A 21,632-nucleotide genomic window follows, 5' to 3' on the forward strand; every position below is an offset into this window, starting at 1 on the left:
CCGCGGCCCCGGCGCGGCAAGTACGGCGTCCTGGCACCGGGGGCGCCCGTGATACGGCAGGCTTGGTTCATGGAGACACCGACCACCGCTCGCCGATTGGACCGGCTGCCCAAGGCCCACCTGCACCTGCACTTCACCGGCTCGATGCGGCACTCGACCCTGGTCGAGCTGGCCGAGGAGCGCGGAGTACACCTTCCCCAGGCCCTGGTCGAGGAGTGGCCTCCCCGGCTCCGGGCCACGGACGAACGCGGCTGGTTCCGCTTCCAGCGGCTGTACGACATCGCCCGCTCGGTGCTGCGCCGGCCGGAGGACATGTACCGGCTGCTGCGCGAGGCCGCCGAGGACGAGCGCGAGGCCGGGTCCGCCTGGCTGGAGATCCAGGTCGACCCGAGCGGGTACGCGTCCCTCTTCGACGGCCTCACCGCCACCCTGGAGCTGATCCTGGACGCGGCCCGTGCCGCCGAGCGCGACACCGGCGTGGCCGTCGGCCTGATGGTGGCCGCCAACCGGACCAGGCACCCCCTCGACGCGAAGGCCCTGGCGAGGCTGGCCCGGCAGTACGCGGGCAAGGGGGTCGTCTCGTTCGGGTTGAACAACGACGAGAGGCGCGGGCGCGCCCGCGAGTTCGAGGGCGCCTTCAGGATCGCCCGCCGGGCCGGCCTGCTGTCCGCCCCGCACGGGGGCGAGCTCCAGGGGCCGCGCAGCGTGCGCGAGTGCCTGGACGAGTTGAGCGCCGACCGGATCGGCCACGGCGTCCGCGCCGTGGAGGACCCGTACCTGGTCGAGCGGATCGCCACCCAGGAGGTCACCCTGGAGATCTGCCCGACCTCCAACGTGGGCCTGGGCGTGTACGAGGACCTGGAGCACCTGCCCCTGCGCAGACTCTTCGACGCGGGGGTCCCGATCGCCCTGGGGACCGACGACCCGCTGCTGTTCGGTCCCCGCCTGGTGGAGCAGTACCGGATCGCGCGCGAGGTGTTCGGCTTCTCGGACGCCGAGCTGGCGACGCTGGCGGGGATGTCGATCCGCGGGTCGGGAGCGCCGGACGCGCTCAAGAAGGAACTGCTGGGCGGGGTGGAGGCCTGGCTGGCCTCGGAGCCCGTGCCGGACGCTACGCCAGGAGCATCCACGCCCCCTGGCCGAGCATGACCGCTCCCGCCCCGAAGAAGAGGACGGCGGCGCCGATCCGGATGGCGCGCTCGGGGAGCTTCTTGCCGAGGGCCGCGCCGAGGGCGATGGCGATGGCGTCGGCGGCGACCATGCCGAGGGTCGAGCCGATCCAGACGGGGAGCCAGTGGTGCTGGGTGCCGACCGTGATGGTGGCGAGCATGGTCTTGTCGCCGAGCTCGGCGACGAGGAAGACCACGAAGACGGTCATGAACGCGGAGCGGATGCGCCTGGAGGCGGCGCGCCTCTCGTCGTTCTCGGTCATCTCGTCGCCGCGCAGGGTCCACAGCCCGAAGAGGAGGAAGGCCGCGCCGGCGACGAGGGTGAGCCAGTCGGTGGGGATGGCGGCGCCCAGGACCTCGGCGAGGAACACGCTCCCGGCGTGCACGACGAGGGTGGCCGCGGTGATGCCCAGGAGGACCGTCAGGGCCCGGTAGCGGGTGGCCAGGGACATCGCGACGAGTTGGGTCTTGTCGCCCATTTCGGCGATGAAGATGGCGACGGCGCTGAATCCGAGGCCCGCGAGAAAAGCGGTCATGCGTCTGCCTCCGTACGAGGTGTGCAGGGCGGAAGGAGGCGGAGAGCGCCCCTTCAACCCGGTCGTCCTGAACCGGGTCAAAGGTCTCGTCCGCCCGCCGCGCCGGAATGCGGCCCCCGTCGGACCGGGGGCTCCTCGTCGGTTCGGGCTCGTACGACCGGGCCGCGGGGCGGCCAGTGTGTCGATCGCACGCATTGGGGACTACTCCCCTTCGACACACGTACTTTATGCGCAAAGAACGGCGGAGGGCAATTCATTGCCCCTTCGCATTTCTTTATTCGGAGCGACTCATAAACGAGTTCGGTTCACCGAACTTCTTTCTTGGGGAAAGGCCACTCTGTTGTGCGGCATGACGGCCCCCGACCGCACGCGGGTCGGCGCGGCGGCCGGGGGCGTGAGCCGTCAGAGGGAGACGCCGACCATCACGGGCTCGTTGACCAGGCGGACCCCGAAGGCCTCCTCGACGCCGTCGCGGACGTCCCGGGCCAGGGCCAGGAGGTCCTCGGTGGTGGGCGCCCCCGGGACGGTGGTGAGGGCGAGCACGTGCTTGGAGGAGATGCGGGCGGTCCCCCTGGCGTGGCCGCGGAACCCCGCCCTGTCGATGAGCCAGGCCGCGGACAGCTTGACGCCGCCGTTCCCGTCCGGGTGCCCGGGCATCCCGGCGTCCGCGCCGAGCAGCCGGTCGGCCCGTGCGCGCACCTCGGCGAACTCCTCGGCCGTGACCACCGGGTTGGTGAAGAAGGAGCCGGCGCTGCGGGTGTCGGGGTCGTCGGGGTCCAGGACCATGCCCTTGCCCCTGCGCAGGCCCAGGACGGTCTCCCTGGCCCGCTCCAGCGGCACCCTGTCCCCCGCTTCGGCCCCCAGGGTGCGGGCGACCTCCGCGTAGGCGATCGGGCGGCTGAGCTTGGCCCGGCGCAGGGCGAACACGACCTCGCACACCACGTACCGGTCGTCGCCCTTGAAGGCGCTGTCGCGGTAGGTGAACCCGCACTCGGCGTTCCCCAGGACGCGCCGCTCGCCGGTCCGCCGGTCGTAGACCAGCACCTCGCGGATGGTCTGGCTGACGTCCTGGCCGTAGGCTCCGACGTTCTGGATGGGGGTGGAGCCGACCCGGCCGGGGATGCCGGAGAGGAACTCCAGGCCGTTGAGCCCCTCGGCGACGGTGCGCTCCACGAGCGGGTCCCACTCCACGCCCGCCTCGGCGCGCAGCAGCACGACGGGCTCGCCCGTCCCGGGGTCGGTGTCGCCGGTCTCCTCGAAGGAGACCCCGGGCGTGTCCACGAGGACCACGGTGCCCGGGAACCCGTCGTCGGAGACGACCAGGTTGCTCCCGCCCCCCAGGACGAGGACGGGCTCCCCCGCGGCGTCGGCCGCGGCGACGGCCCCGACCAGCTCATCGGTCGTACGGGCCGTCAGGGAGGTCGTCGCCGGGCCGCCGAGGCCGAGCGTGGTGTGGTCGCAGAGCCAGAGGACCTGGTTCTCGGGGGCCTCGTTCTCGCGCACTGTGGACACGGTCACCTCACTGCTTCGCTACTGCCGTCAGGCCAGGCGGACGACGGCTTTGGACTGCACCAGGACCTTCGCGCCGCCGGAGCGGGCGGTCAGCAGGACCGTGACGGTGCCGTCGTCGTTCTTGGACTTGACCTTGCCGCCGACGGTGATCTCGGCCCCCTCGTCGTCGTCCGGGACGACCACGGGCGCGGAGAAGCGCACCGAGTAGTCGACGACGCAGCCGGGGTCCCCGGTCCAGTCGGTGAGCACCCGCGCGGCCTCGGCCATCGTGAACATGCCGTGGGCGATGACGTCGGGGAGCCCGACGGACTTGGCGAAGCGCTCGTTCCAGTGGATGGGGTTGAAGTCGCCGGAGGCGCCCGCGTAGCGGACGAGGTCCAGTCGGCGGACCGGGAAGGTCCGCTCGGGAAGCTCGGCGCCGACCTCGACGTCGGCGTGGCTCAGCCTGCTCACGATCGCGTTCCTCACGTTCCTGTGGATGGGGTCACTCGCCGCGCACGACGAGCATCATCGTGGTGGTGACCACGTGGTCGCCGTCGGCGTTGTCGGCCACGGTCTCCAGGGTGAGCAGTTCGTTGCCGCCGAGGGACTTGATGCCCGTGATGCGGGTGACGCTGCTGAGGACGTCGCCGGCGTGCAGGGGCCGGCTGTAGCGGAAGCGCTGGTCGCCGTGCACGACACGGGAGAAGTCGACCCCCAGCCCCGGGTCGGCGATGGCCTGCGCGGACCCGGCCATGCCCAGGATCACGGGGAAGGTGGGCGGCGCGATCACGTCGGGGTACCCGGCGGCCTTGGCGGAGGCCGTGTCGGTGTACACCGGGTTGGGGTCGTTGACCGCCTCGGCGAACTCCCGGATCTTGCCCCGGGTCACCTCGTAGGACTCCGGCGCGGGGTACTCCCGGCCGAGGTAGTCAGGGTTGATCGCCACGCTCTCCCTCTCCTGGTTCTGCAACGCGGGCCGGAGGGGCCCGGATACGCGAACAGCCCGGTGAGCGGATCGCTCACCGGGCTGGAAGTCTATGAGAAGCTCACGTCGGCCTCAGCCGCGCCGCTCGCGAGGACCTAGCGGGTCTCGCGGTGCTCGTTGTGCTTGCGGCAGTTCGGGCAGAACTTCTTGATCGCGAGCCGGTCGGGGGTGTTCCGACGGTTCTTGCGCGTGATGTAGTTACGGTGATTGCACTCCTGGCAGGCCAGGGTGATCTTCGGCCTCACGTCTGTGGCAGCCACTTCGGAGTGCCTTTCTCGCTGGAAACAGTACCTAGTGCGCAGTAGAACACTGCAAAGCGCCCGCGACGACCCCTGAGAACGGTGTCCCAGGGGTCAACGGGTTGGTAGCGGGGGCCGGACTTGAACCGACGACACAGCGATTATGAGCCGCTTGCTCTACCGACTGAGCTACCCCGCCCCGATCAACGGAACCCGGCCCCCGTGGGGACCGGTCCCGGTTCAGGCCGGTAGATGCTCCACCGGCCACCCACCTGAGTGGACCGGACCTCGTCAAGTGGTGGAGCCCCTTTACGGAATCGAACCGTAGACCTTCTCCTTACCATGGAGACGCTCTGCCGACTGAGCTAAAGGGGCGCGCTGTGGGGCTTGTGTCGACCGCCCCGGGGGTGTTGCCCCCTTGCGCTGGTCATGACTATACAGGGATTCGGGGGTGGTCTGCCAAATCAAAGGCCCCGGCGACCCCGGCGGCCCGCCCCTCCGAAGCGAAACCCCAGCTCGGAACCGGTTTCCGCCCCTTTCGCGAGCCTGCGTGTGATCCAGGCCGCTCCCGGCGTCCCGGGGCCGGGACGCCGTGGCCGGGCGTCAGAGCGCCCCGTCGGACACCCACACGTTGGACATGGCGTCCCTGTTGAGGGTGCGGATGGTCGCGGGCAGCCCGAGGCGGCGCAGCGCGTCGGAGAGCCGGGTGTCGTGCGTGAACACGATCAGCTGCCGGTGCCGGCCCACCTCCGCCAAGACCGAGGACAGCCCCTCGACGGTCTCGGTGTCCATCGCCTGGACGGGGTCGTCGAGCAGCAGGAAGCCGAACGGGTTGCCCTCCACCAGGGTGCGGGGCAGGCAGATGGACAGCGCCAGGGCCTGGAACTCCCCCTGGCTGAGCAGGCCGGGCGCGCTGGTCTGGTCGTCGACCCCGTCCACGGTCACGTCCACCTCGACCCGCCTCCGGGCGCCGCGCCCGATCAGGCGCATGCCCTGGAGGTCGATGCGGCGTTCCTGGCGCAGCCGGAACCACACCTGCTCGGCCTGTGAGGCGACCGGGCCGAGCCGTTCCGCCCGCAGGCCCCGGGCCTGGTCGGCCAGCCAGTCGAGGGCCGCCTCGGCGCTGTACAGGACGTCCCTGGCGCGGAGGGCGTCCTGCGCCTCGTCCAGCCAGCCGGCGAGCCGCTCGGCGAGGTCGCCCCAGCCTCCGCTGGGGTCCTCCAGCCGCTCGGTCGCGTCCCGGCGCGCGCTGACGGCGGCGGAGCGGAGCCGGCGGCCGACCGCCTCGATGTGCTCGGCCAGCTCGGCGAGGTCGGTGATGTCGGAGCCGGACTCCCACAGCGCCCACACCTGGCCCAGCTCGCTCTCCGGCGGCAGCCACCCGGGGGCGGGGGAGAGCAGGAAGCGGGCCTGGTCCCGGGCGGCCGAGGCGCGCTCGTAGGCGGCCGAGGCCGGGGCGGCCTGGGTGCGCAGGGTCCTCAGCTGGGCGTTGGCCCTGCGGACCCAGTCGGCGCCGAGGGCCCCGGGCGCGGAGCAGGTGGGGCAGGTGGTGTCGGAGGGGTGCCGCTTGTGGTGCTCCAGCGCCTGTTCGAGGAGCTGCACGACGCCGTGGGCGTGGTCGCCCTTGCTCCCCGCCGCCATGGCGAGCTCCATGGACGCACCGCGCAGCTCGTTGACGACGTCGGCGATGACGGTTCGCTCGGGGACCGAGAGCCGCCGCAGGCGCCGCAGGACGACGTGCAGGGCGGGGTCGCTGGGCCCGTCGTCCTCGGCGATCCGGCGGAGCGCCTCGATGTCGAGGTGCTGCGCGCCGAGGAGGTGGACGGCCTGGGCGGCCCGGGGATCGCCGGAGCCCCTGAGCGCGTCGACCAGGTGGCCGAGCTCCCGCGAGGGCCGGTCGCGCCGCTTGGCCAGGGAGTCGCAGACCTTGGCGAGCCTGCGCTCGGCCTCGGCCAGGCCGGTGAGGCCCAGGAGCGCCGTGAGCGTGTCGTAGAGCTCGGCCGAGCGCCCGGTGACGGTGCGCCCGAGCTCGTCGTAGGAGAGGAAGGGGCGGTAGCGGACGAGGCTCTCGCCCCAGTCCAGGGTGCGGAGCGGGGCCACCTCCCCGTTGGGGCGGACCACCTCGCCGCGCGCGGAGCGCACGCTCTCGCCGGTCCAGCGGCGGGTGATCCGGGTGGGGCCCTCGTCCCCGGCGACGTGGATGTCGACGGTCGCCTCGGTGCGTTCGTCGTAGTGCAGGTTGCGCCAGCCGTCCCGCCACCCGGTCGGCATCGCGTCCCAGCGCGGGTTGCGCCCGGTGAGGGCGGCCTCGGCCGCCTCCGCGAAGCTGGACTTGCCGGAGCCGTTGCGGCCGACGATGACGGTGAGCCCCGGGCCGGGCGGGAAGGACAGCTCGGAGGGGCGGCCGATCCCCCGGAAGCCCTGGACCCGGATGCCGGTGAGGTAGGAGCGGCGGACCCTGCCCGGCGGCGCGGGCGCCGCGGGCGGTCCGCCGGCGGCCGGGTCGGGGATGTGCTCGCCGTCGAGCAGCGCGGCGAGGGCGTCCTCGCCCCACAGGGCGGCGGTGACCCACGACCGGACCTCCCGTGGCAGCCCGGAGGCCGCCAGCGCGTCCAGGAGCGAGGTCGTGGTGGGGTCGTCCCCGGCCGACGGGGCGCTCTGCGCGTCCGTACCGCCACCGTCGAACGTCTCGGGTACCCGAGTCACCTTCGTCACCCCGCTCTGTCGTCGTTGCCGCACAAGCAGACTAGGACAGGTGGGGAGGAAGCATTCGTGGTTCCCCCCTTCCCGGGTGTGCGGTTCCGCTCCGCGCCCCGCCCGCCCGCGGGGGCCGGGCGGCGTTGCCCGTAGGGCTCCCGCCGCGGCGCCCGGCCGCCCCGTGCGGCCCCCGCGGGGCGGTGCGCGGCGTCTCGGCCGGGTTCGGGGCGCGGCCGGGGCCGGGGCGGTGGAAGGCGTGCCGGGGGTCCTCCGGCCGGGGCCGGAAGGGCCCCGGAGCCCGCCGCCGTGCTCAGACGCCGACCAGGCGCCTCCTGCTGCCGTCCCACGTGAAGTGCAGTGTCGCGATGCCGGGGACGTTGGGGTCGCGCAGGCACTCGTAGATGTTGAGGCTCGGCACGCTGGCGAAGCAGCCCCACACGCGTTCGGAGGTCAGCACGAAGTCCAGGTCCAGTTCGACCAGGAGGCCGAGGAGGCGCCCGTGTGTGGGCTCGTCGACCTTCGCGAACGCGTCGTCCAGCAGGATGAGCCTGGGCGCCCACGAGGCGCGCGCGGCGAGCGCGTCGAAGTGCGCCGCCGCCGCGGCGAACAGCACCAGGTAGGCGACCACGCGCTGCTCGCCCTGGCTGAGGGCGGTGCGATGGCCCAGGCGGCGCTCGTCGCCCGCGCCGTCGGTCACGTAGACGGTGAACGTGAACCAGGACCTGTAGTCGAGGGCGGCCCGCAGCTGGGCTCCTCCGGTGGCCGTGGGGTCCAGGCGGCGGATCGCCTCGATGCAGCGGCGCAGGGCGTCGCGCAGGCGGGTGGTCTGCACGCGGGTGCGCTCCTCGGCCGGGGTCGCCAGGAGCGGGACCACCGCCTCGACGTCGGCGCCCGCGTCGGGGGCCAGCCTCCAGTCCAGGCGCACGCCGAGGCCGGCGGAGGTGGTGACGTCCTTGAGGACGTCGTTCATGGTGGTGATGAGGGCGCGGGCCTCGTCGATCTGGCGGGCGAGGTGGCCGGCCAGCTCTCCGAGCAGGTGGCGCTCGAATGCCTCCTCCTCGGCCACCGCGACGGCCTCGGCGGCGCGGGCGGCGGAGGCGGTGATCCGCTCGGCGTAGGCGGTGACGTCGTGGGCGCCGCCCTCGTCGTGGACCGTGAGGCGCTTGAGGCCGCGCGGCTCGCTGAGCTCGGTGCGGGTCTGCGCCCACCCGGCGGAGGTGAGCAGGCGGTGCAGGTCCTCGCGGCTGCTCAGGATGGCGCTGTCGTCCACCTCGGGCACCCCGGCCTCCTCCTGGGCGGCGAGGCCCTCCTCCAGCTGTCCGACGAACGCCTCCAGCAGGGCGAGCCGGGTGTCCGGGCCGGGCGCGGGCGGCCGGGCGGCCGGGTCCGCGTCCGGCTCCCCGGCGTGGAGGGCGGAGTGGGCGAGGTAGGCGGCGAGGGGGCCGTCGTCCGCGGCGCAGGCGTCCAGGCCCGCGGCGCCCAGCAGGACGGCGTCCGGGACGTCGGTGTCGTCGATCCCCGTGCCGCCGGGGAGGGAGACCGCGCGGACGAGCCGCTCCCCCGCCGTGAGGGCGCGGCGCACCTGTTCGGCGCGCTCCTGGGCGGCGGCGACGAGCCGCGCCTCGGCGCCGACCCGCTCGTCGCGGGCGCGCTGGGCCCCGCGCTCGAGTTCGGGCAGTCGGCGGGACGCCTCGTCGGCCCTGGCCCTGACCTGGTCCCGGGCCGCGTCGATCTGCTCGCCGGGCACGCCGCGGGCGCGGTCGCCGAGCTCGAACTGGCGGCGGACGGTGATCATGTCGTCGATGGCGGCGGCCCTGGCGTCCTCGGCCAGGACCCGTTCGGCGCGGGCCGCCCTCCACCCGGCGACGTGGTGCTCGTGGTCGGCCAGCTCCCAGGCGAGGACGTCGAGGTCCTTGAGCCCGGAGCCGACGAGGACGCGCAGGTGGTCGAGGGCGCGCAGTGCGCTGTCCAGCTCGGCGCGGACGCTCGGCAGGGCGTTGACGTCGGCCGAGGTGCGCAGGCGGGAGCGGAGGTCGAGGAGTTCGGCGCGGCACTCCTCGGCGGCCCGGCCCGCGGTCTCATGGGCCCGGCGGGCGGCGGCGACGTCCTCGCGGGCGACGTCGAGGACCGCCCGGGCGCGGATCAGCGGGGAGGGGTCCGGCAGGCTCCGGGACACCTCCAGGAGCTCGGCGTAGGACTGCTCGACGGCCCAGCGGCGCTCCCCCGCCTCGGCGAGGAGGGCCTCGGCGATGGCCATGCGCCGGTCGGTGTTGGCCGACTGGCGGTCGCGGGCCCGTTTGCGGGCGGCCTCGCCGATGTACTCGGGCTCGCTCTTGTCGTGGGAGCCGGAGGCCACGCCGAGGCGCCAGCCGCCGGTGAGCGACATGGAGCTGACGGTGGCGACGGAGCTGTCGCGGCGGTGCTTGGCCTCGGTGTCCTCGGCCGTGCCCGGGACGGGTTCGTCCTCGGAGTGCAGGGCGATGGACGAGAGCAGGGTGCGGAGGCTGTCGTGGTTGACGCCGCGGTCGGGGGCGGCGACCGGGACGAGCACGTCGAGGAGGGTCCTGCCCTTGGCCTGCCGGGCGGGCGTGACCAGGAGGTCGCGGGTGCCCGGGTCGTGGAGGGAGCCGTCCGCGCGGATCCACCCGGCGAGCAGCCCGCTGGCCTCCAGGGCGGCCTCCAGGCCGGCCTGCTCGCGGGTGCTGAGCCCGTCGGCGAAGTCGACGGCCAGGTAGAGGGGGGCGCCCTCGCCCGGGGGGCGCGCGTAGGTGGCCCACGGCGGGCGCTCCGGGGCGTGCTCGGCGTTGCCGGTGCGGCGCTCGGCGAGCTCGGCGAGCTCGTCGGAGAGCTGGCCCTCCTCGTTGACGGCGACGTCGCGCCGGGCGCGCAGGTCCTCCAGGAGGGGGGCGACGGCGTTGTTCGCGAGGCGGGAGACGGTGGAGGGCACGTCGGGGTCGAGCACCCTCAGGGAGTCGGTGATGGGCAGCTCGACGCTGCCCTCCAGCTCGTGGACGGCGTCGCCGAGCGCGTGGGCGTGGCTGGACTCCCGCAGGCGGGCGGCCCAGGCCCGGACGCCGTCGGCGTAGGCGGTGCTCTCCTCGCGCAGCGCGGCGACGGCGGCGCTCTCGCGACCGTGGGCGAGTGCGAGCACGGCGTCGGCGCTCTCGGCCTCGCTCGTCAGGGCGACGAGGCGGCGGTCGGCCGCCGCCTCGGCCGTGGTGAGGCCGGTGAGGCGGGCGGCGAGGTCGGCGCGCTCGGCCGACCGCTCCGCCGCGTGGGAGAGCTGGTCGTGGAGGCGTCCGAGGCGGTCGCGCAGGTCGTCGAGGTCGATGCCTTCGACGGGCTCGCGCTCGACGGCCTGTTCGAGCCCCTGGAGATCGACCCGGGTGGCGCTCTCTCGCGGGGCGTGGACGGTGTCGAGCGTGTCCGGGACCTCGCCGAGGAGGGCGGGGTCGATCCCGGCGGCGGTGGCCGCGCGGGTGGCCTCGGCGTGGGTCTGGCGCAGGGTGTCGAGCGCGCGGTCGATGGCGGCGGTGTCCTCGCCGAGCCGTTCGACGGTGTGCCGTTCGACCCGCTCGGCGTGCTCGGCGGCGACCCAGGCGGCCTCGGCGGCCCTGATGTAGGCGCCGACGGCGGCGTCGTAGGCGCGGCGCTCGTTCCCCGTGGCGGTGGCGGCGTTGTTCCGGGCCGCGGCGAGGGTGCCGTCGTCCGCCTCTGCGGTGTCGCGGGTGCGCCGGGCCTGGTCGCGCTCCTCGGAGATCCGGCTCTCCTCGGTGATGAGCCGGTCGAGTTCGGCGCGCAGGCGCTCGGTCTCGGCGGTCCGGCCCGCGGCGGCGTCGATCTGCTCGCGGACGTCGGCGGCGCGTGACCGGAGGGCGTGGACCAGGTAGCCGCGGTAGTCGTCGAGGAAGGCGGTGACCCCGGCCCCCGCCTCGCCGAGGGCGGTCTTCTCCGCCCGGGCCTGTTCGAGGTCGGCGATGTTGCGGGCGACCTCGTCCAGGACCGACTCGTCCATGGGCGGAAGGGCCTCGGAGAGGACGCCGACGAGTTCGCCGGCCTCCAGGCGGTCGCCGATGGTGGGGCGCCGGAGCCGGTAGAGGAGGTGGATGAGGTTGCGGTAGCGGACGGAGTCGTCGATGCCGAACAGGTCGTGCATCACGCGGGCCCGGTAGGGGACGGCGCTGGTGAAGCAGTTGTCCGCGCCGATCTCCGAGCGGAGCCGGTCGACGGGCTTGGGGCGGCCGTCGGTGACGAGTTCGAGGTCGTGTCCGACCCGGCGGTCGGTGACGAAGAACACGCAGCGCGGGTCGGAGTCGCCGACGGCCATGACGGCGGCGCCGAGGGTCAGGTGGCGCGGCCGGCCGCCCGGGGCGTCCTGCCCGGGCTCCTCCGCCGCGGGGCCGGGGCCCGGCGTCGCGGCGGCGAGGAGCGCGGACGCGTCGGCCGTCCCCGACGCGGCGAGCAGGGCGGACGCGCTGTTGGGCCCGGTGGTGGCGCGGGCGGCGGCGTCGAGGCCGCGGTCGCCGCGGTCGGTGGTGAACTCGACCCACAGGTAGCCGAGGCGGGTGACGGGGCCGGTGTCGCCGTCGGCCTGCTCGGGCCCGGCCTCCTCGGCGGCCTCCTCGGGGCCGCCGAGCAGGTCGGGGCCGGTCTCCTCCGGCTCGGGCCGGCGTCCGGCCCGGGGGTCGTCGGCCATGAGCCAGCGCAGGCTGGTGCGGTTGGTGCCGGTGGTGTCCAGGCGGCGCACGTCGCCGTCCAGCAGGAACGGGAGCAGCATCTCCAGCGCCTTGGACTTGCCCGCGCCGTTGCGTCCGCGCAGCAGGAGGCGGCCCTCGGCGAAGTCGAGGACGTGGTCGTCGTACTGCCAGACGTTGCGGATGCCCGCGCGTTCGAGGCGGTAGCGCGGGGTGTCGACGGGGTCAGCCGGAGCTGCCCCCGGGGCCTCGCTGGTCTCCTGTGTCACCACTGGTCGCGCTCACCTTCTCGTTCGCCACCGCTTGCAGCACGGACGTCACCCGGCTCAGGTCGCCTCGGGGATCGGCGGGAGCGTCGGGAGGACCGTCTTCGTGGCCGGACCCGCGCGTCGGGGCGGCGTGCGTCCGGCTGTCTTCGCCATTGTCCTGGATCGGGGGGACGCGCTCGTCCACGTCGGCCCCGTACCGCGCCGCCGCGGCGGTGAGCCGCCACTCGCCGGGGCCTCCCCGCAGGAGTCCGAGGTCGGTCAGCAGGGCCGTGACGCGGGTGCGCAGCCGGTCCGGGTCGGGCACCTCGGGGCCGGCGGTGCGGGCCCACTCGGCCCGCGCGGGGGCGTCGGGGCCGCCCAGGGCGTCCAGAGCGGTGCGCAGTTCGCGGTCGGGCACGGGGACGGAGGTGGCGGGCCTGCCGGGGTGCAGACGGCCGGAGAGGTGGCGGACGAGGGCGAGCGCCACCTGGCCGACGGGGTCGTCGGAGGGGAAGGCCGGGCGGGCGCCGGCCTCGTCGGGCATCACCATCGCGACACCCTCGGCGCGCACCTCGGCGTCGCAGCCGAGCAGGTTGCCGAGCGCGGCGGCGGCACGCCACTGGTGCGCGGCGAGGCGGTCCCTCTGGCGGTCGGGGAGGTCCTCGCGGTAGACGACCGCGGTCTCGGCGAGGAGGCGGCGCAGGGCGGTCTCGCCCTGGTGCTCGCTGTCGGGGTCGGTGTCGACGGCGCCCGCGAGGAAGGATTCCGGGTCGTCGGAGGCCTGCGGCAGGTGGGCGGCGACGGCGCGGACGACCGGTGTGCGGGGGCGGACGGCCGGGTCCGCGGCGGCGTCGGCCCCGTGGTCGGCGATGCGGCCGGAGGTCTCGGTCAGGGCGCCGAGCGCGACCAGGTGTTCCAGGGCCGCGCAGAAGGCGCGTCGCTCGCCGAGCCCGCGGCCGGGATCGGCGTCGATCCCGGCCTCGTGCGCGGCGGCCCGGACACGGAGGGCGAGCGCGCGGACGGTGGTGGGCCCGGTCTCCTCGACCAGGACGGCCAGGGCCAGCGCGAGGTAGGTGTGGGTGCGCGGCGTGAAGCGGGCTCCGTTGGCACGGGTGGGCCGGTGGACGACCTCGCCGACGAGGCCGCGTTTGACCAGCCGGGCGTGGTCGTCTCCGACGTCGAGCCGGTACCCGAGCACGCGCTGGAAGCGCTGGACGAGCCACTCGGCGTGGGAGCGCACGAGGGACAGTTCCGCCGGGTGGGCGGCCCGGGTCAGCAGCGGGTGCGCCAGGAGCGCGCGCGCCGCGGCCTGGCGTTCGCCGATGAGCGCGGCGTCCTCGCTGTAGGCGTCCGTCTCCATCACCCCCACGGTCGGGTCCGGTCGGCGGACAGGTCGATCGGTCCCGTGGTCTCGACGTCCGGGTCCGGTCCCGGGAGGCCGCCGGCGGCTCCGGGCGCCTCGGCGGAAGACGCGGACGGGTTCCCGACGGTACCCGGTCCGGGCCGCCGGGCCCCCGTCACGGGGGCCTCGGCCGGGAGGGGCGCGCCGTCGCCCGCCTCGGGTCCGTCCGGCTCCTCCGGCGGCCGGTGCCCGCCGTCGGTCCCGGCGGGGGCGGTCCGTGCCCCGCTGCCCCCCGTCTCGGCGGACGGGGTGGCGAGGAGGCCGCGGGCCGGAGGGACGTCGTACCGGGGGGCCGTGCGGCCCGGCTGTTCCGGGTCGAGGGGGTGCGGGGCCCCGGGGTGTGGGGCGAGGGCGTCCGCGGCGGGCGAGTGCCGGGACGGCGGGTCCAAGGGGTCCGGGAACAGCGTGTGCGGGGCGGCAGGGGCCGCCGGCGCCGCGGGCACGGGGTCCGGGGCGGGCGGGTCCGGGCGGTCCGCCTCCGCGGGGTCCGGGGCCGCGGGCACGGGGTCCGGGGCGTCGGCCGGAACCCGGTCCGGAGGGGACGGCGGGGCGGGGGCGTACGGGGTCGTCGGGTCCAGGGGGTCCGGGTCCAGGGGGTGCGGGGCGGAGTCGTCCACCACGCCCGGGGCGTCCGGCTCGGGGACGGGCGTGTACGGGGACGCCGGATCCAACGGATCCGGATCGAGGGGGTGCGGCTCACGGGCGGGCGCGGCCGCCGGGGCCCCGGCAAGGGGGCCGGAGCCGGTCCGGGCGGCGAGCGGTGGGCGCCCCGCGGGCCCGAGGAGGCCGGGGAAGCCGTCGTCCTCGACGGTGTGCTGGTCGTAGGAGGTGACGCGCAGGCGGAGCCCCTCCAGGGTGAGTTCCCCGCCCTCGCCCCGGATGGTGACCTCGGCCCCCGGGGCGGCGCCGACGTGCAGGCGCAGGGAGAACTCCAGGTCGCCGGCGGAGGTGGGGCGGCGGCCGGCGTCCCCGGAGCCGAGGGCGGCGGTGAGGAGCTCCATGAGGACCTCCATCCCGGCTCCGGACAGGTCCAGGCGAGCCCGCAGCGGGGTGGGCTCGGCGAGCAGGGCGCGGATCTGGGAGGCGCCCGCGCGGCGCCAGTGGGCGGAGGACTCGGCGGCGTCGCGCAGGCGGGCCTGCTGCGCGCGGTGGTCGCGGACGGGCTCGGGCAGCCGGGAGCCCGGGTGCTCGGTGACGGTGCTGCGGTCGGGGGCCGCCTGCCACCAGCTGGTGGTGGCGGCGACGCCCTCGTCCGTCTGCCCCTCCAGGTGGAGGGCCGGGTGCAGGCCGTAGGCGGCGGTCGCCAGGGCGTCGGCCCGGTCGGGGCCGGCCTCATCGAACCAGGAGGCCAGGCGCAGCAGAGCCGCGCGGCCGTGCCTCGGCCCCGGCCGTCCGCCGGCGCCCCGTACGTCGTCCGCGCGGGTGTCCGCGCGCTCGTTGAGTGCCACAACTCAGCAGACTAGAGACCTCCCGGGCGCGCCACGCCCGGTTCCGGCCCGTCCGGTCCCGCCGACCTGCTCCTGCCACCCACTCTGACCAGTAGGTTTGCGCATTTTCGGAACTTTAGGACGATTCTTGGGGGCCGTGGGAGAGGCGAACCCCACCCGGCCGCGCCGGGCCGCCCGCCTCACTCCGGGGTCGGCACGGAGAGGCGCCCGCCGTCCGCGTCCTCCAGCGCCTGGCGCACCTCCGGCGTCATGTCCTCGTCGTACCTAGTGACGGTGTAGGTCGAGAAGTACGGTGTGCCGTTCACGTCGACCGGGTCGCCGAGCTCGACCTCGACCTCGTAGGGCTCGTCCTGGCAGCCCCGGTCCATGCACCAGGTCCCGTACAGGTCGCCCGCGCCCGACGCGGTCTCGTCCGTCCACTCGGGCCACTCCAGGTCGGAGAAGGACGTGAACTCGGTGGCGACGTACTCGACGGGGCGCTGGTCGTCGAACCCGTTCTCGTCGCCGTACATGTTCAGGACGTGGGCGCCGTCGTCTTGGGCTCCCTGGCCGGAGCCGCCCTCCTCGGAGCCGCCGCCCTCCCCGGCGTCGGGGCTCGCCCGGTCCTCGGGGCTCTCCGTGGCCTGCGGGGCGCCGGTGCCCTCGGGCAGCCTCGGGGTGGTCTCCTGCTGTCCGCAGGCGGTGGCCGCCAGCAGCAGGGCGGCCCCCGTCAGGATCACGCGCTTCATCTCGCCTCTCTCCTCCTCCGTCGGGGCCCGGGACGGCCCCCTGGCCGGCCCGCGCGGGGAGCCGCCGAACCGATGGGTCGCGTCGAGGCCCCCCGGCGGCTGCCGGGGGGCCTCGACCTACTGCTCTGTTCCGTCACCGTGGGGCCGGAGCCCCGTGACACCGGGCGCCCTAGTGGTACCCGTGACCGCTCTCGTGCTCGGCGCGGTCCTGGCTGATGTTGGTGGCCGCCGGACCGTTGATGCAGTCGCCCGTCGTCTGCGGCGACAGGATCGGCACGTTGACACCGGCCAGGCCCACGGCCAGCTCCATGTTGCAGAGCTGGACGGGAACCAGTTGCAGGTTCTGGTTGAACTGCTGGTCACCGCCGTGCGAGGCGGACGCGGGCGAGGCGGCGAGCATCGCCCCCAGCGCTACACCGGCGATGGCGGTGGCAGCCGCGAACTTGCGCAGCATGCGGACCCCCCGCTAGTCGATGTTGTGGCTGATCGGGCCGTTGACGCAGTCGCCCGTGGTCTGCGGCGACAGGATCGGGATGTTGACGCCCGCCAGGAGACCGACGGCCAGCTCGGTGTTGCAGAGCTGGACCGGGATGGCCTGGAGGTTCTGGTTGTACTGCTGGTCGCCGCCGTGCGAGCCGGAGGCGGAGGCCGGGGAGGCCGCGAGCATGGCGCCCAGGGCGATTCCGGCGATGGCGGTGGCAGTCGTGAACTTGCGCAGCATGTCTGGAATCCCCTACTAGTCGATGTTGTGGCTGATCGGGCCGTTGACGCAGTCGCCGGTGGTCTGCGGCGACAGGACCGGCACGTTCACCGCGACCAGGCCGATGGCGGCGCTGGTGTTGCAGAGCTGGACCGGAACCAGCTGGAGGTTCTGGTTGTACTGCTGGTCGCCGCCGTGGGAACCGGAGGCGAGGGCCGGGGACCCGGTGAGAACGACGCCGAGAGCGGCGCCAGCGACGAGACCGGCAACGCCGAGCTTACGCAGCATTGAATTGCCCTTCGAGAAAGTGTGAGACATCGTCACGGTCGGACGAATTGCCGGAACTAGCTGATGTTGGTGCCGATGGGGCCGTTCACGCAGTCGCCCGTGGTCTGCGGCGACAGGATCGGCACGGTCACGGCCACCAGACCGACGCTGCCGGTCAGGTTGCAGGACTGGATCGGAACCAGCTGGAGGTTCTGGTTGAACTGCTGGTCGCCGCCGTGCGAGGCGTGAGCGGGAGCCCCCATGAGGAGAGCGCCCATCGCGGCACCGGCGACCAGGCCGGCAACGGCCATCTTCTTGATCATGTTTCCCCCGGGAAATCATTACGAGGCATTGACAGAAAAAGACTCAGGCGCTTGCTGCACCTGTGTCGCGGTGGACTGGTGCAATCATCATCCGGCCCCCGTTTTTTGTCAACGCCGAAACCCCGGAATCACTTTGTCCATATTGCCGTCAGGGTTCTTTTTGCGACATACGCAAATGGATTGATTGCCCTTCTTTTCGCGCGACACGCACAAAGGCCCGAGAGCGGGTCGAGGGGTGGCCGGACCGGCGAACCGGGCACATCGGCCGCCAACGGCACAGGAAGACCTTCGGCCCGCGCGCGAGACCGCCCGGGGAGACGGCGAAACCGCAGCTCAGAGCAGGATCGGCCGAGTGGCCGGAGAGCAGTTCCGGTCGGACCGGAAGCAGGGCGCGCCGTTACTCCGCCGCAACCTGAACGCGACACATTCGCGATCAACCGAATCCCGGGAGGCGGCGGATCCGCGAGGGCGGGGGCCGGGCCGGACCGGGACGGGGGAGACACCGGGCCGACGGACCCCGGACACACGACGGGGCCCCGGCACCTGATGGTGCCGGGGCCCCGTCCCCAGGGTGGCAGGTGAAGGATTCGAACCTTCGAAGGCTAAGCCGACGGATTTACAGTCCGCTCCCATTGGCCGCTCGGGCAACCTGCCTGGGCTGCGGCGACGGTGTTCGTCGCGACGCATGAACGAGAATAGCGGATGATCCGCCCGAACCTGTAATCGAATACCCGGGGCGCGTCCCGAGCAGGGGCTTCGGGCACCCCGACCAGGTCGGGGCTAAGCTCTGAAGCCTGCCCGGGCCGGGGTTCCGGCACGGGCGGACGTGTACCCACGCGGGCGTCCCGACGGGCGCCCGCGATCCATGAGACCAAGCGGGGTGTGAGCGAACGTGGCCGCCGAATCCAGTTTCGACGTCGTGTCCAAACTCGACCGTCAGGAGGTCGACAACGCCCTGAACCAGACGGGCAAGGAGCTGTCCCAGCGGTTCGACTTCAAGGGGACCGGAACCACCATCGCCTGGCAGGGCGAGGACGGGATCGAGATCAGGAGCACGTCGGAGGAGCGGGCGAACGCCGCCCTGGAGGTGTTCAAGGAGAAGCTGGTCAAGCGCAAGCTCTCCCTGAAGATCCTCGACCCGGCCGAGGAGCCCAAGATCTCCGGCAAGGAGTACCGCCTTCCCGTCGGCCTCAAGGAGGGCATCACCTCCGAGGACGCCAAGAAGATCTCCAAGCTGATCCGGGACGAGGGCCCCAAGGGGGTCAAGGCCCAGATCCAGGGTGACGAGCTGCGCGTCAGCTCGAAGAAGAAGGACGACCTCCAGGCCGCCCAGAACCTAATCAAGGAGAAGGACTTCGACCTGGCCCTCCAGTTCGTGAACTACCGGTAGCCGGCGGTCCGCGGCCCCGGCACGGCGACGGCCGCTCTCCCCCGTGAGGGGAGAGCGGCCGTCGCCGTGTCGGGGAGGGGCGCCTACCCGCCCATGTCCCACCGGCGGCGCAGGAGGTGCAGCCGACGGACGCGCTCGTCCGTCGGCGGGTGGGCGGCGAACAGCCGCCCCACCCCGGTCGGGAACGGGTTGGTGGTCATCACGTGCGCCGACGCCAGCAGGCCGCGGTCGCGGGGCAGGGGGTAGCGCCGCGCCCCCTCCTCCAGCTTGACCAGCGCCTCGGCGAGCCCGATCGGGTCCCCGGTGAGTTCGGCGGCCTTCTCGTCGGCGCGGAACTCGCGTCCGCGCCCCACACCGAAGTGGACGACCAGGGCGGCGAGCGGCGCCAGCGCCGCCACCATCAGTCCGGCCAGCAGGTCGGGCATGTCCGTCTCCTCCGACTCCCCCAGCGGGAGCAGGAAGGTGACCACCGTCATCGCGGTGATGACCGCGGTGAGGGTCGCCGCCACCGAGCTGATCAGGGTGTCGTGCGAGCGGATGTGCGCCAGCTCGTGGGCGATCACCCCGCGCAGCTCCCGCTCGTCGAGGGTGCGCAGCAGGCCCGTGGTGCAGCAGAGCGCGGCGCGGCGCGGGCTGCCGCCGGTGGCGAAGGCGTTGGGCGAGCGGATCGGCGACAGGTACAGCCTGGGCATGGGCTGCCGGGCGGCGGTGGCCAGCTCCCGGACGATCCGGTACAGCTCGGGGCGCTCGATCTCGCTGACCGGCCGGGCCCTCATGGCCCGCAGGGCCAGCGACTCGCCGAACAGGTAGACGAGCACGCCCGCGCCCACCACCAGGGCCACGGAGAACTGGGCGCCCTTCGCGGATCCGCACAGCCAGCCGACCACCACGACGAGGACGGCGGCCCCGACGAACAGACCGACCGCACGGGCCACGTTGACGTGCACGCCGCCACCTCCTCGCTCAGCCGGTCCTCGACCGTGAATGCGTACATGGTGACAAACGTGCGGGTCGACGTCTTGCGTTCCCCATGTGACGGGCTGTCGGTCACATCCCGGTTGCGGATGACCTCACGCCGTCCGACGGGGTTCCGGTGTGACAATCGCCACCCGGCCCCCGTCCCGCAGTTCCCGACGACCTATAGTGCGATCGTGGCCCTTATCACTCCGAACTCCAGGCCGGCGGGGCGCCGCCCCGTCCGGATCCCGGTGTCCGGGGAGCCGTGTCGTTGAAGGCAGGCCCCTTCACGACCCGGCAGTCGCGGTGTGACCGCGCCGTGCGAGACCGGGTTGGCGCACCCGGCGAGCGCGAGGGCCGCGCACGCTGTCCCACGCCCCCGAGCCGGACGCCCGCCCCGCGGCGGAGTGCCCCGACCGGGGGATGACACCCGAGCGCCGCCGCCCGTCACGACCGGCGGCTCACCAAGGAGGTCGTCGATCTCAGTGGCCAAACAGATCGAACAGCTCGACCGCGTCATCATCCGCTTCGCCGGCGACTCCGGCGACGGCATGCAGCTGACCGGAGACCGCTTCACCCAGGAGACCGCGTCGTTCGGCAACGACCTGTCGACCCTTCCGAACTTCCCGGCCGAGATCCGCGCCCCCGCCGGAACCCTCCCGGGGGTGTCCAGTTTCCAGCTGCACTTCGCGGACCACGACATCATGACCCCGGGCGACGCGCCCGACGTCCTGGTGGCCATGAACCCCGCGGCCCTCAAGGCGAACCTCGGCGACCTGCCCCGGGGCGCGACGGTGATCGTCAACACCGACGAGTTCACGAAACGGAGCCTGGCCAAGGTCGGTTTCACCGGGGACCCCCTCACCGACGGCACCCTGGACGGGCTCAAGGTGAGCGCGGTGGCGCTCACCTCGATGACGGTGGCGGCGCTGGCCGGCGCCGACCTGTCCAAGAAGGACGCGCAGCGGGCCAAGAACATGTTCGCCCTGGGCCTGCTGTCGTGGATGTACAACCGGCCCACGGAGGGGACGACGTCCTTCCTCAAGTCCAAGTTCGCCGCCAAGCCGGACATCCTCGCGGCGAACCTGACCGCGTTCCGGGCGGGGTGGAACTTCGGTGAGACCACCGAGGACTTCGCCGTCTCCTACGAGGTCAAGCCGGCCCGGCTCCCCGCGGGCACGTACCGGAACATCACCGGGAACCTGGCGATGGCCTACGGGCTGATCGCCGGCTCCACCCGGTCGGGCCTGCCGCTGTTCCTGGGCTCGTACCCGATCACCCCCGCGTCGGACATCCTGCACGAGCTGTCCAGGCACAAGAGGTTCGGTGTGCGCACCTTCCAGGCCGAGGACGAGATCGCCGGGGTGGGGGCCGCCCTGGGCGCCGCGTTCGGCGGCTCGCTGGGGGTGACCACGACCTCCGGCCCGGGCATGGTGCTCAAGCAGGAGACGGTGGGGCTCGCGGTGATGACCGAGCTGCCGCTGCTGATCATCGACGTGCAGCGCGCCGGGCCCAGCACGGGCATGCCGACCAAGACGGAGCAGACCGACCTGCTGATGGCCCTGTACGGGCGCAACGGCGAGTCCCCGCTCCCGGTGGTGGCGCCGTCCTCCCCCGCCGACTGCTTCGACGCCGCGGTGGAGGCGACCAGGCTCGCCGTCACCTACCGCACCCCGGTGGTCGTGCTCTCCGACGGGTACCTCGCGAACGGGTCGGAGCCGTGGCGCCTGCCGGAGGTGGGCGACCTGCCGGTGATCGAGCCGGGGTTCGCCACCGGGCCCAACGGCCCCGACGGCTCGTTCCTGCCGTACAAGCGCGACGAGGAGACCCTGGCCCGCCCGTGGGCGGTGCCGGGCACGGCCGGGCTGGAGCACCGCATCGGCGGCATCGAGAAGCACGCCGAGACGGGTGACATCTCGTACACGCCCGCCAACCACGACCTGATGGTGCGGACCCGCCAGGCCAAGATCGACGCCATCGCCCGGGACATCCCCGAGCTGGCGGTGGACGATCCCGACGGCGCCGCCGGGGTGCTGGTGCTCGGCTGGGGCGGCACGTACGGGTCGATCACCGCGGCGGTGCGCCGGGTGCGGCGCGCGGGCGGCCGGGTGGCGCAGGCGCACCTGCGCCACCTCAACCCGTTCCCGGCCAACCTCGGCGAGGTGCTGGCCCGCTACGAGCGGGTGGTGGTGCCGGAGATCAACCTCGGCCAGCTGGCCCTGCTGCTGCGCGGCAGGTTCCTGGTCGACGTCATCGGCTACAACAAGGTCCGCGGCCTGCCCTTCAAGGCCGAGGAGCTCGCGGACGTGCTTCGGGAGGTCATCGACCGTGACTGAGAACGCGAACGGCCGGCCG

General features: G+C 73.7%; 18 protein-coding genes and 3 tRNA genes. 3 read left to right on the plus strand and 18 right to left on the minus strand.

The window, feature by feature from the left end:
• The first annotated feature begins 69 nt into the window (after nucleotides 1-69).
• Nucleotides 70-1,149 carry an adenosine deaminase gene (locus tag ACIRPH_RS25750; RefSeq protein ID WP_402918809.1) on the plus strand — a complete coding sequence of 360 codons (1,080 nt, stop codon included), beginning with the start codon at nucleotides 70-72 and terminating at the stop codon, nucleotides 1,147-1,149.
• On the opposite strand, the gene ACIRPH_RS25755 is transcribed toward ACIRPH_RS25750, so the two are convergent.
• The 17 genes from ACIRPH_RS25755 to ACIRPH_RS25835 all read right to left on the minus strand — a co-directional run bounded on the left by ACIRPH_RS25755 (nucleotide 1,112) and on the right by ACIRPH_RS25835 (nucleotide 17,584).
• Complete coding sequence (locus ACIRPH_RS25755) at nucleotides 1,112-1,705, minus strand: TMEM165/GDT1 family protein (RefSeq protein WP_402918811.1); 594 nt, start codon at nucleotides 1,703-1,705, stop codon at nucleotides 1,112-1,114. The genes ACIRPH_RS25750 and ACIRPH_RS25755 overlap by 38 nt on opposite strands.
• 402 nt (nucleotides 1,706-2,107) lie before the next feature.
• Nucleotides 2,108-3,217, minus strand: coding sequence for a UDP-N-acetylmuramate dehydrogenase (locus ACIRPH_RS25760; RefSeq protein ID WP_402918813.1), 1,110 nt, complete (start codon nucleotides 3,215-3,217; stop codon nucleotides 2,108-2,110).
• A 27-nt stretch (nucleotides 3,218-3,244) separates the two neighbouring features.
• Entirely contained in the window at nucleotides 3,245-3,670 is a 426-nt protein-coding gene (locus ACIRPH_RS25765) for a MaoC family dehydratase (protein ID WP_330159885.1), read from the minus strand.
• 31 nt (nucleotides 3,671-3,701) lie between these two features.
• On the minus strand, nucleotides 3,702-4,145 hold the full coding sequence (locus ACIRPH_RS25770) for a MaoC family dehydratase N-terminal domain-containing protein (RefSeq protein WP_402918815.1): 444 nt from the start codon (nucleotides 4,143-4,145) through the stop codon (nucleotides 3,702-3,704).
• A 134-nt stretch (nucleotides 4,146-4,279) separates the two neighbouring features.
• Nucleotides 4,280-4,444: a 50S ribosomal protein L33 gene (rpmG, locus tag ACIRPH_RS25775; RefSeq protein ID WP_013156089.1), complete on the minus strand. Its 165-nt coding sequence runs from the start codon at nucleotides 4,442-4,444 to the stop codon at nucleotides 4,280-4,282.
• Nucleotides 4,445-4,546: 102 nt separating this feature from the next.
• Nucleotides 4,547-4,622 (minus strand) — tRNA-Met (locus ACIRPH_RS25780).
• A gap of 100 nt (nucleotides 4,623-4,722) precedes the next feature.
• Nucleotides 4,723-4,798, minus strand: a tRNA-Thr gene (locus tag ACIRPH_RS25785).
• A 228-nt stretch (nucleotides 4,799-5,026) separates the two neighbouring features.
• Complete coding sequence (locus ACIRPH_RS25790) at nucleotides 5,027-7,129, minus strand: AAA family ATPase (RefSeq protein ID WP_402918817.1); 2,103 nt, start codon at nucleotides 7,127-7,129, stop codon at nucleotides 5,027-5,029.
• A 301-nt stretch (nucleotides 7,130-7,430) separates the two neighbouring features.
• On the minus strand, nucleotides 7,431-12,086 hold the full coding sequence (locus ACIRPH_RS25795; RefSeq protein WP_402918819.1) for an SbcC/MukB-like Walker B domain-containing protein: 4,656 nt from the start codon (nucleotides 12,084-12,086) through the stop codon (nucleotides 7,431-7,433).
• Nucleotides 12,040-13,422, minus strand: a complete 1,383-nt coding sequence (locus tag ACIRPH_RS25800) for a TIGR02678 family protein (protein WP_402918821.1) — start codon at nucleotides 13,420-13,422, stop codon at nucleotides 12,040-12,042. Before ACIRPH_RS25800 ends, ACIRPH_RS25795 begins: the two co-directional genes overlap by 47 nt.
• Nucleotides 13,422-14,912: a DUF2397 family protein gene (locus ACIRPH_RS25805; protein ID WP_402918823.1), complete on the minus strand. Its 1,491-nt coding sequence runs from the start codon at nucleotides 14,910-14,912 to the stop codon at nucleotides 13,422-13,424. Before ACIRPH_RS25805 ends, ACIRPH_RS25800 begins: the two co-directional genes overlap by 1 nt.
• Nucleotides 14,913-15,091: 179 nt before the next feature.
• Nucleotides 15,092-15,640 (minus strand): hypothetical protein, encoded by a 549-nt coding sequence (locus ACIRPH_RS25810; protein WP_402918825.1) that lies wholly within the window; start codon nucleotides 15,638-15,640, stop codon nucleotides 15,092-15,094.
• 169 nt (nucleotides 15,641-15,809) lie between these two features.
• On the minus strand, nucleotides 15,810-16,094 hold the full coding sequence (locus ACIRPH_RS25815) for a hypothetical protein (protein WP_402918827.1): 285 nt from the start codon (nucleotides 16,092-16,094) through the stop codon (nucleotides 15,810-15,812).
• Between the two features lie 12 nt (nucleotides 16,095-16,106).
• Nucleotides 16,107-16,361: a hypothetical protein gene (locus tag ACIRPH_RS25820; RefSeq protein WP_402918829.1), complete on the minus strand. Its 255-nt coding sequence runs from the start codon at nucleotides 16,359-16,361 to the stop codon at nucleotides 16,107-16,109.
• Nucleotides 16,362-16,376: 15 nt separating this feature from the next.
• Complete coding sequence (locus ACIRPH_RS25825; RefSeq protein WP_402918831.1) at nucleotides 16,377-16,628, minus strand: hypothetical protein; 252 nt, start codon at nucleotides 16,626-16,628, stop codon at nucleotides 16,377-16,379.
• A gap of 56 nt (nucleotides 16,629-16,684) precedes the next feature.
• Entirely contained in the window at nucleotides 16,685-16,930 is a 246-nt protein-coding gene (locus ACIRPH_RS25830; protein ID WP_267946717.1) for a hypothetical protein, read from the minus strand.
• 572 nt (nucleotides 16,931-17,502) lie between these two features.
• Nucleotides 17,503-17,584 (minus strand) — tRNA-Tyr (locus ACIRPH_RS25835).
• Between the two features lie 238 nt (nucleotides 17,585-17,822).
• Between ACIRPH_RS25835 and ACIRPH_RS25840 the strand changes: the two genes are divergently transcribed.
• Nucleotides 17,823-18,320 (plus strand): YajQ family cyclic di-GMP-binding protein, encoded by a 498-nt coding sequence (locus ACIRPH_RS25840; RefSeq protein ID WP_267946738.1) that lies wholly within the window; start codon nucleotides 17,823-17,825, stop codon nucleotides 18,318-18,320.
• 83 nt (nucleotides 18,321-18,403) lie between these two features.
• Here ACIRPH_RS25840 and ACIRPH_RS25845 read toward each other — a convergent pair whose 3' ends face one another.
• Nucleotides 18,404-19,267, minus strand: a complete 864-nt coding sequence (locus tag ACIRPH_RS25845; protein WP_402918833.1) for a M48 family metalloprotease — start codon at nucleotides 19,265-19,267, stop codon at nucleotides 18,404-18,406.
• A gap of 495 nt (nucleotides 19,268-19,762) precedes the next feature.
• Here ACIRPH_RS25845 and ACIRPH_RS25850 point away from each other — a divergent pair, with 495 nt between their 5' ends.
• The gene (locus tag ACIRPH_RS25850; RefSeq protein WP_402918835.1) at nucleotides 19,763-21,613 is read left to right on the plus strand and encodes a 2-oxoacid:acceptor oxidoreductase subunit alpha; all 1,851 of its coding nucleotides are present in this window, start codon (nucleotides 19,763-19,765) and stop codon (nucleotides 21,611-21,613) included.
• The last annotated feature ends 19 nt before the right edge of the window (nucleotides 21,614-21,632 follow it).

This window comes from Nocardiopsis sp. NPDC101807 (assembly GCF_044766605.1).
Classification (GTDB): Bacteria; Actinomycetota; Actinomycetes; order Streptosporangiales; family Streptosporangiaceae; genus Nocardiopsis; species Nocardiopsis tropica.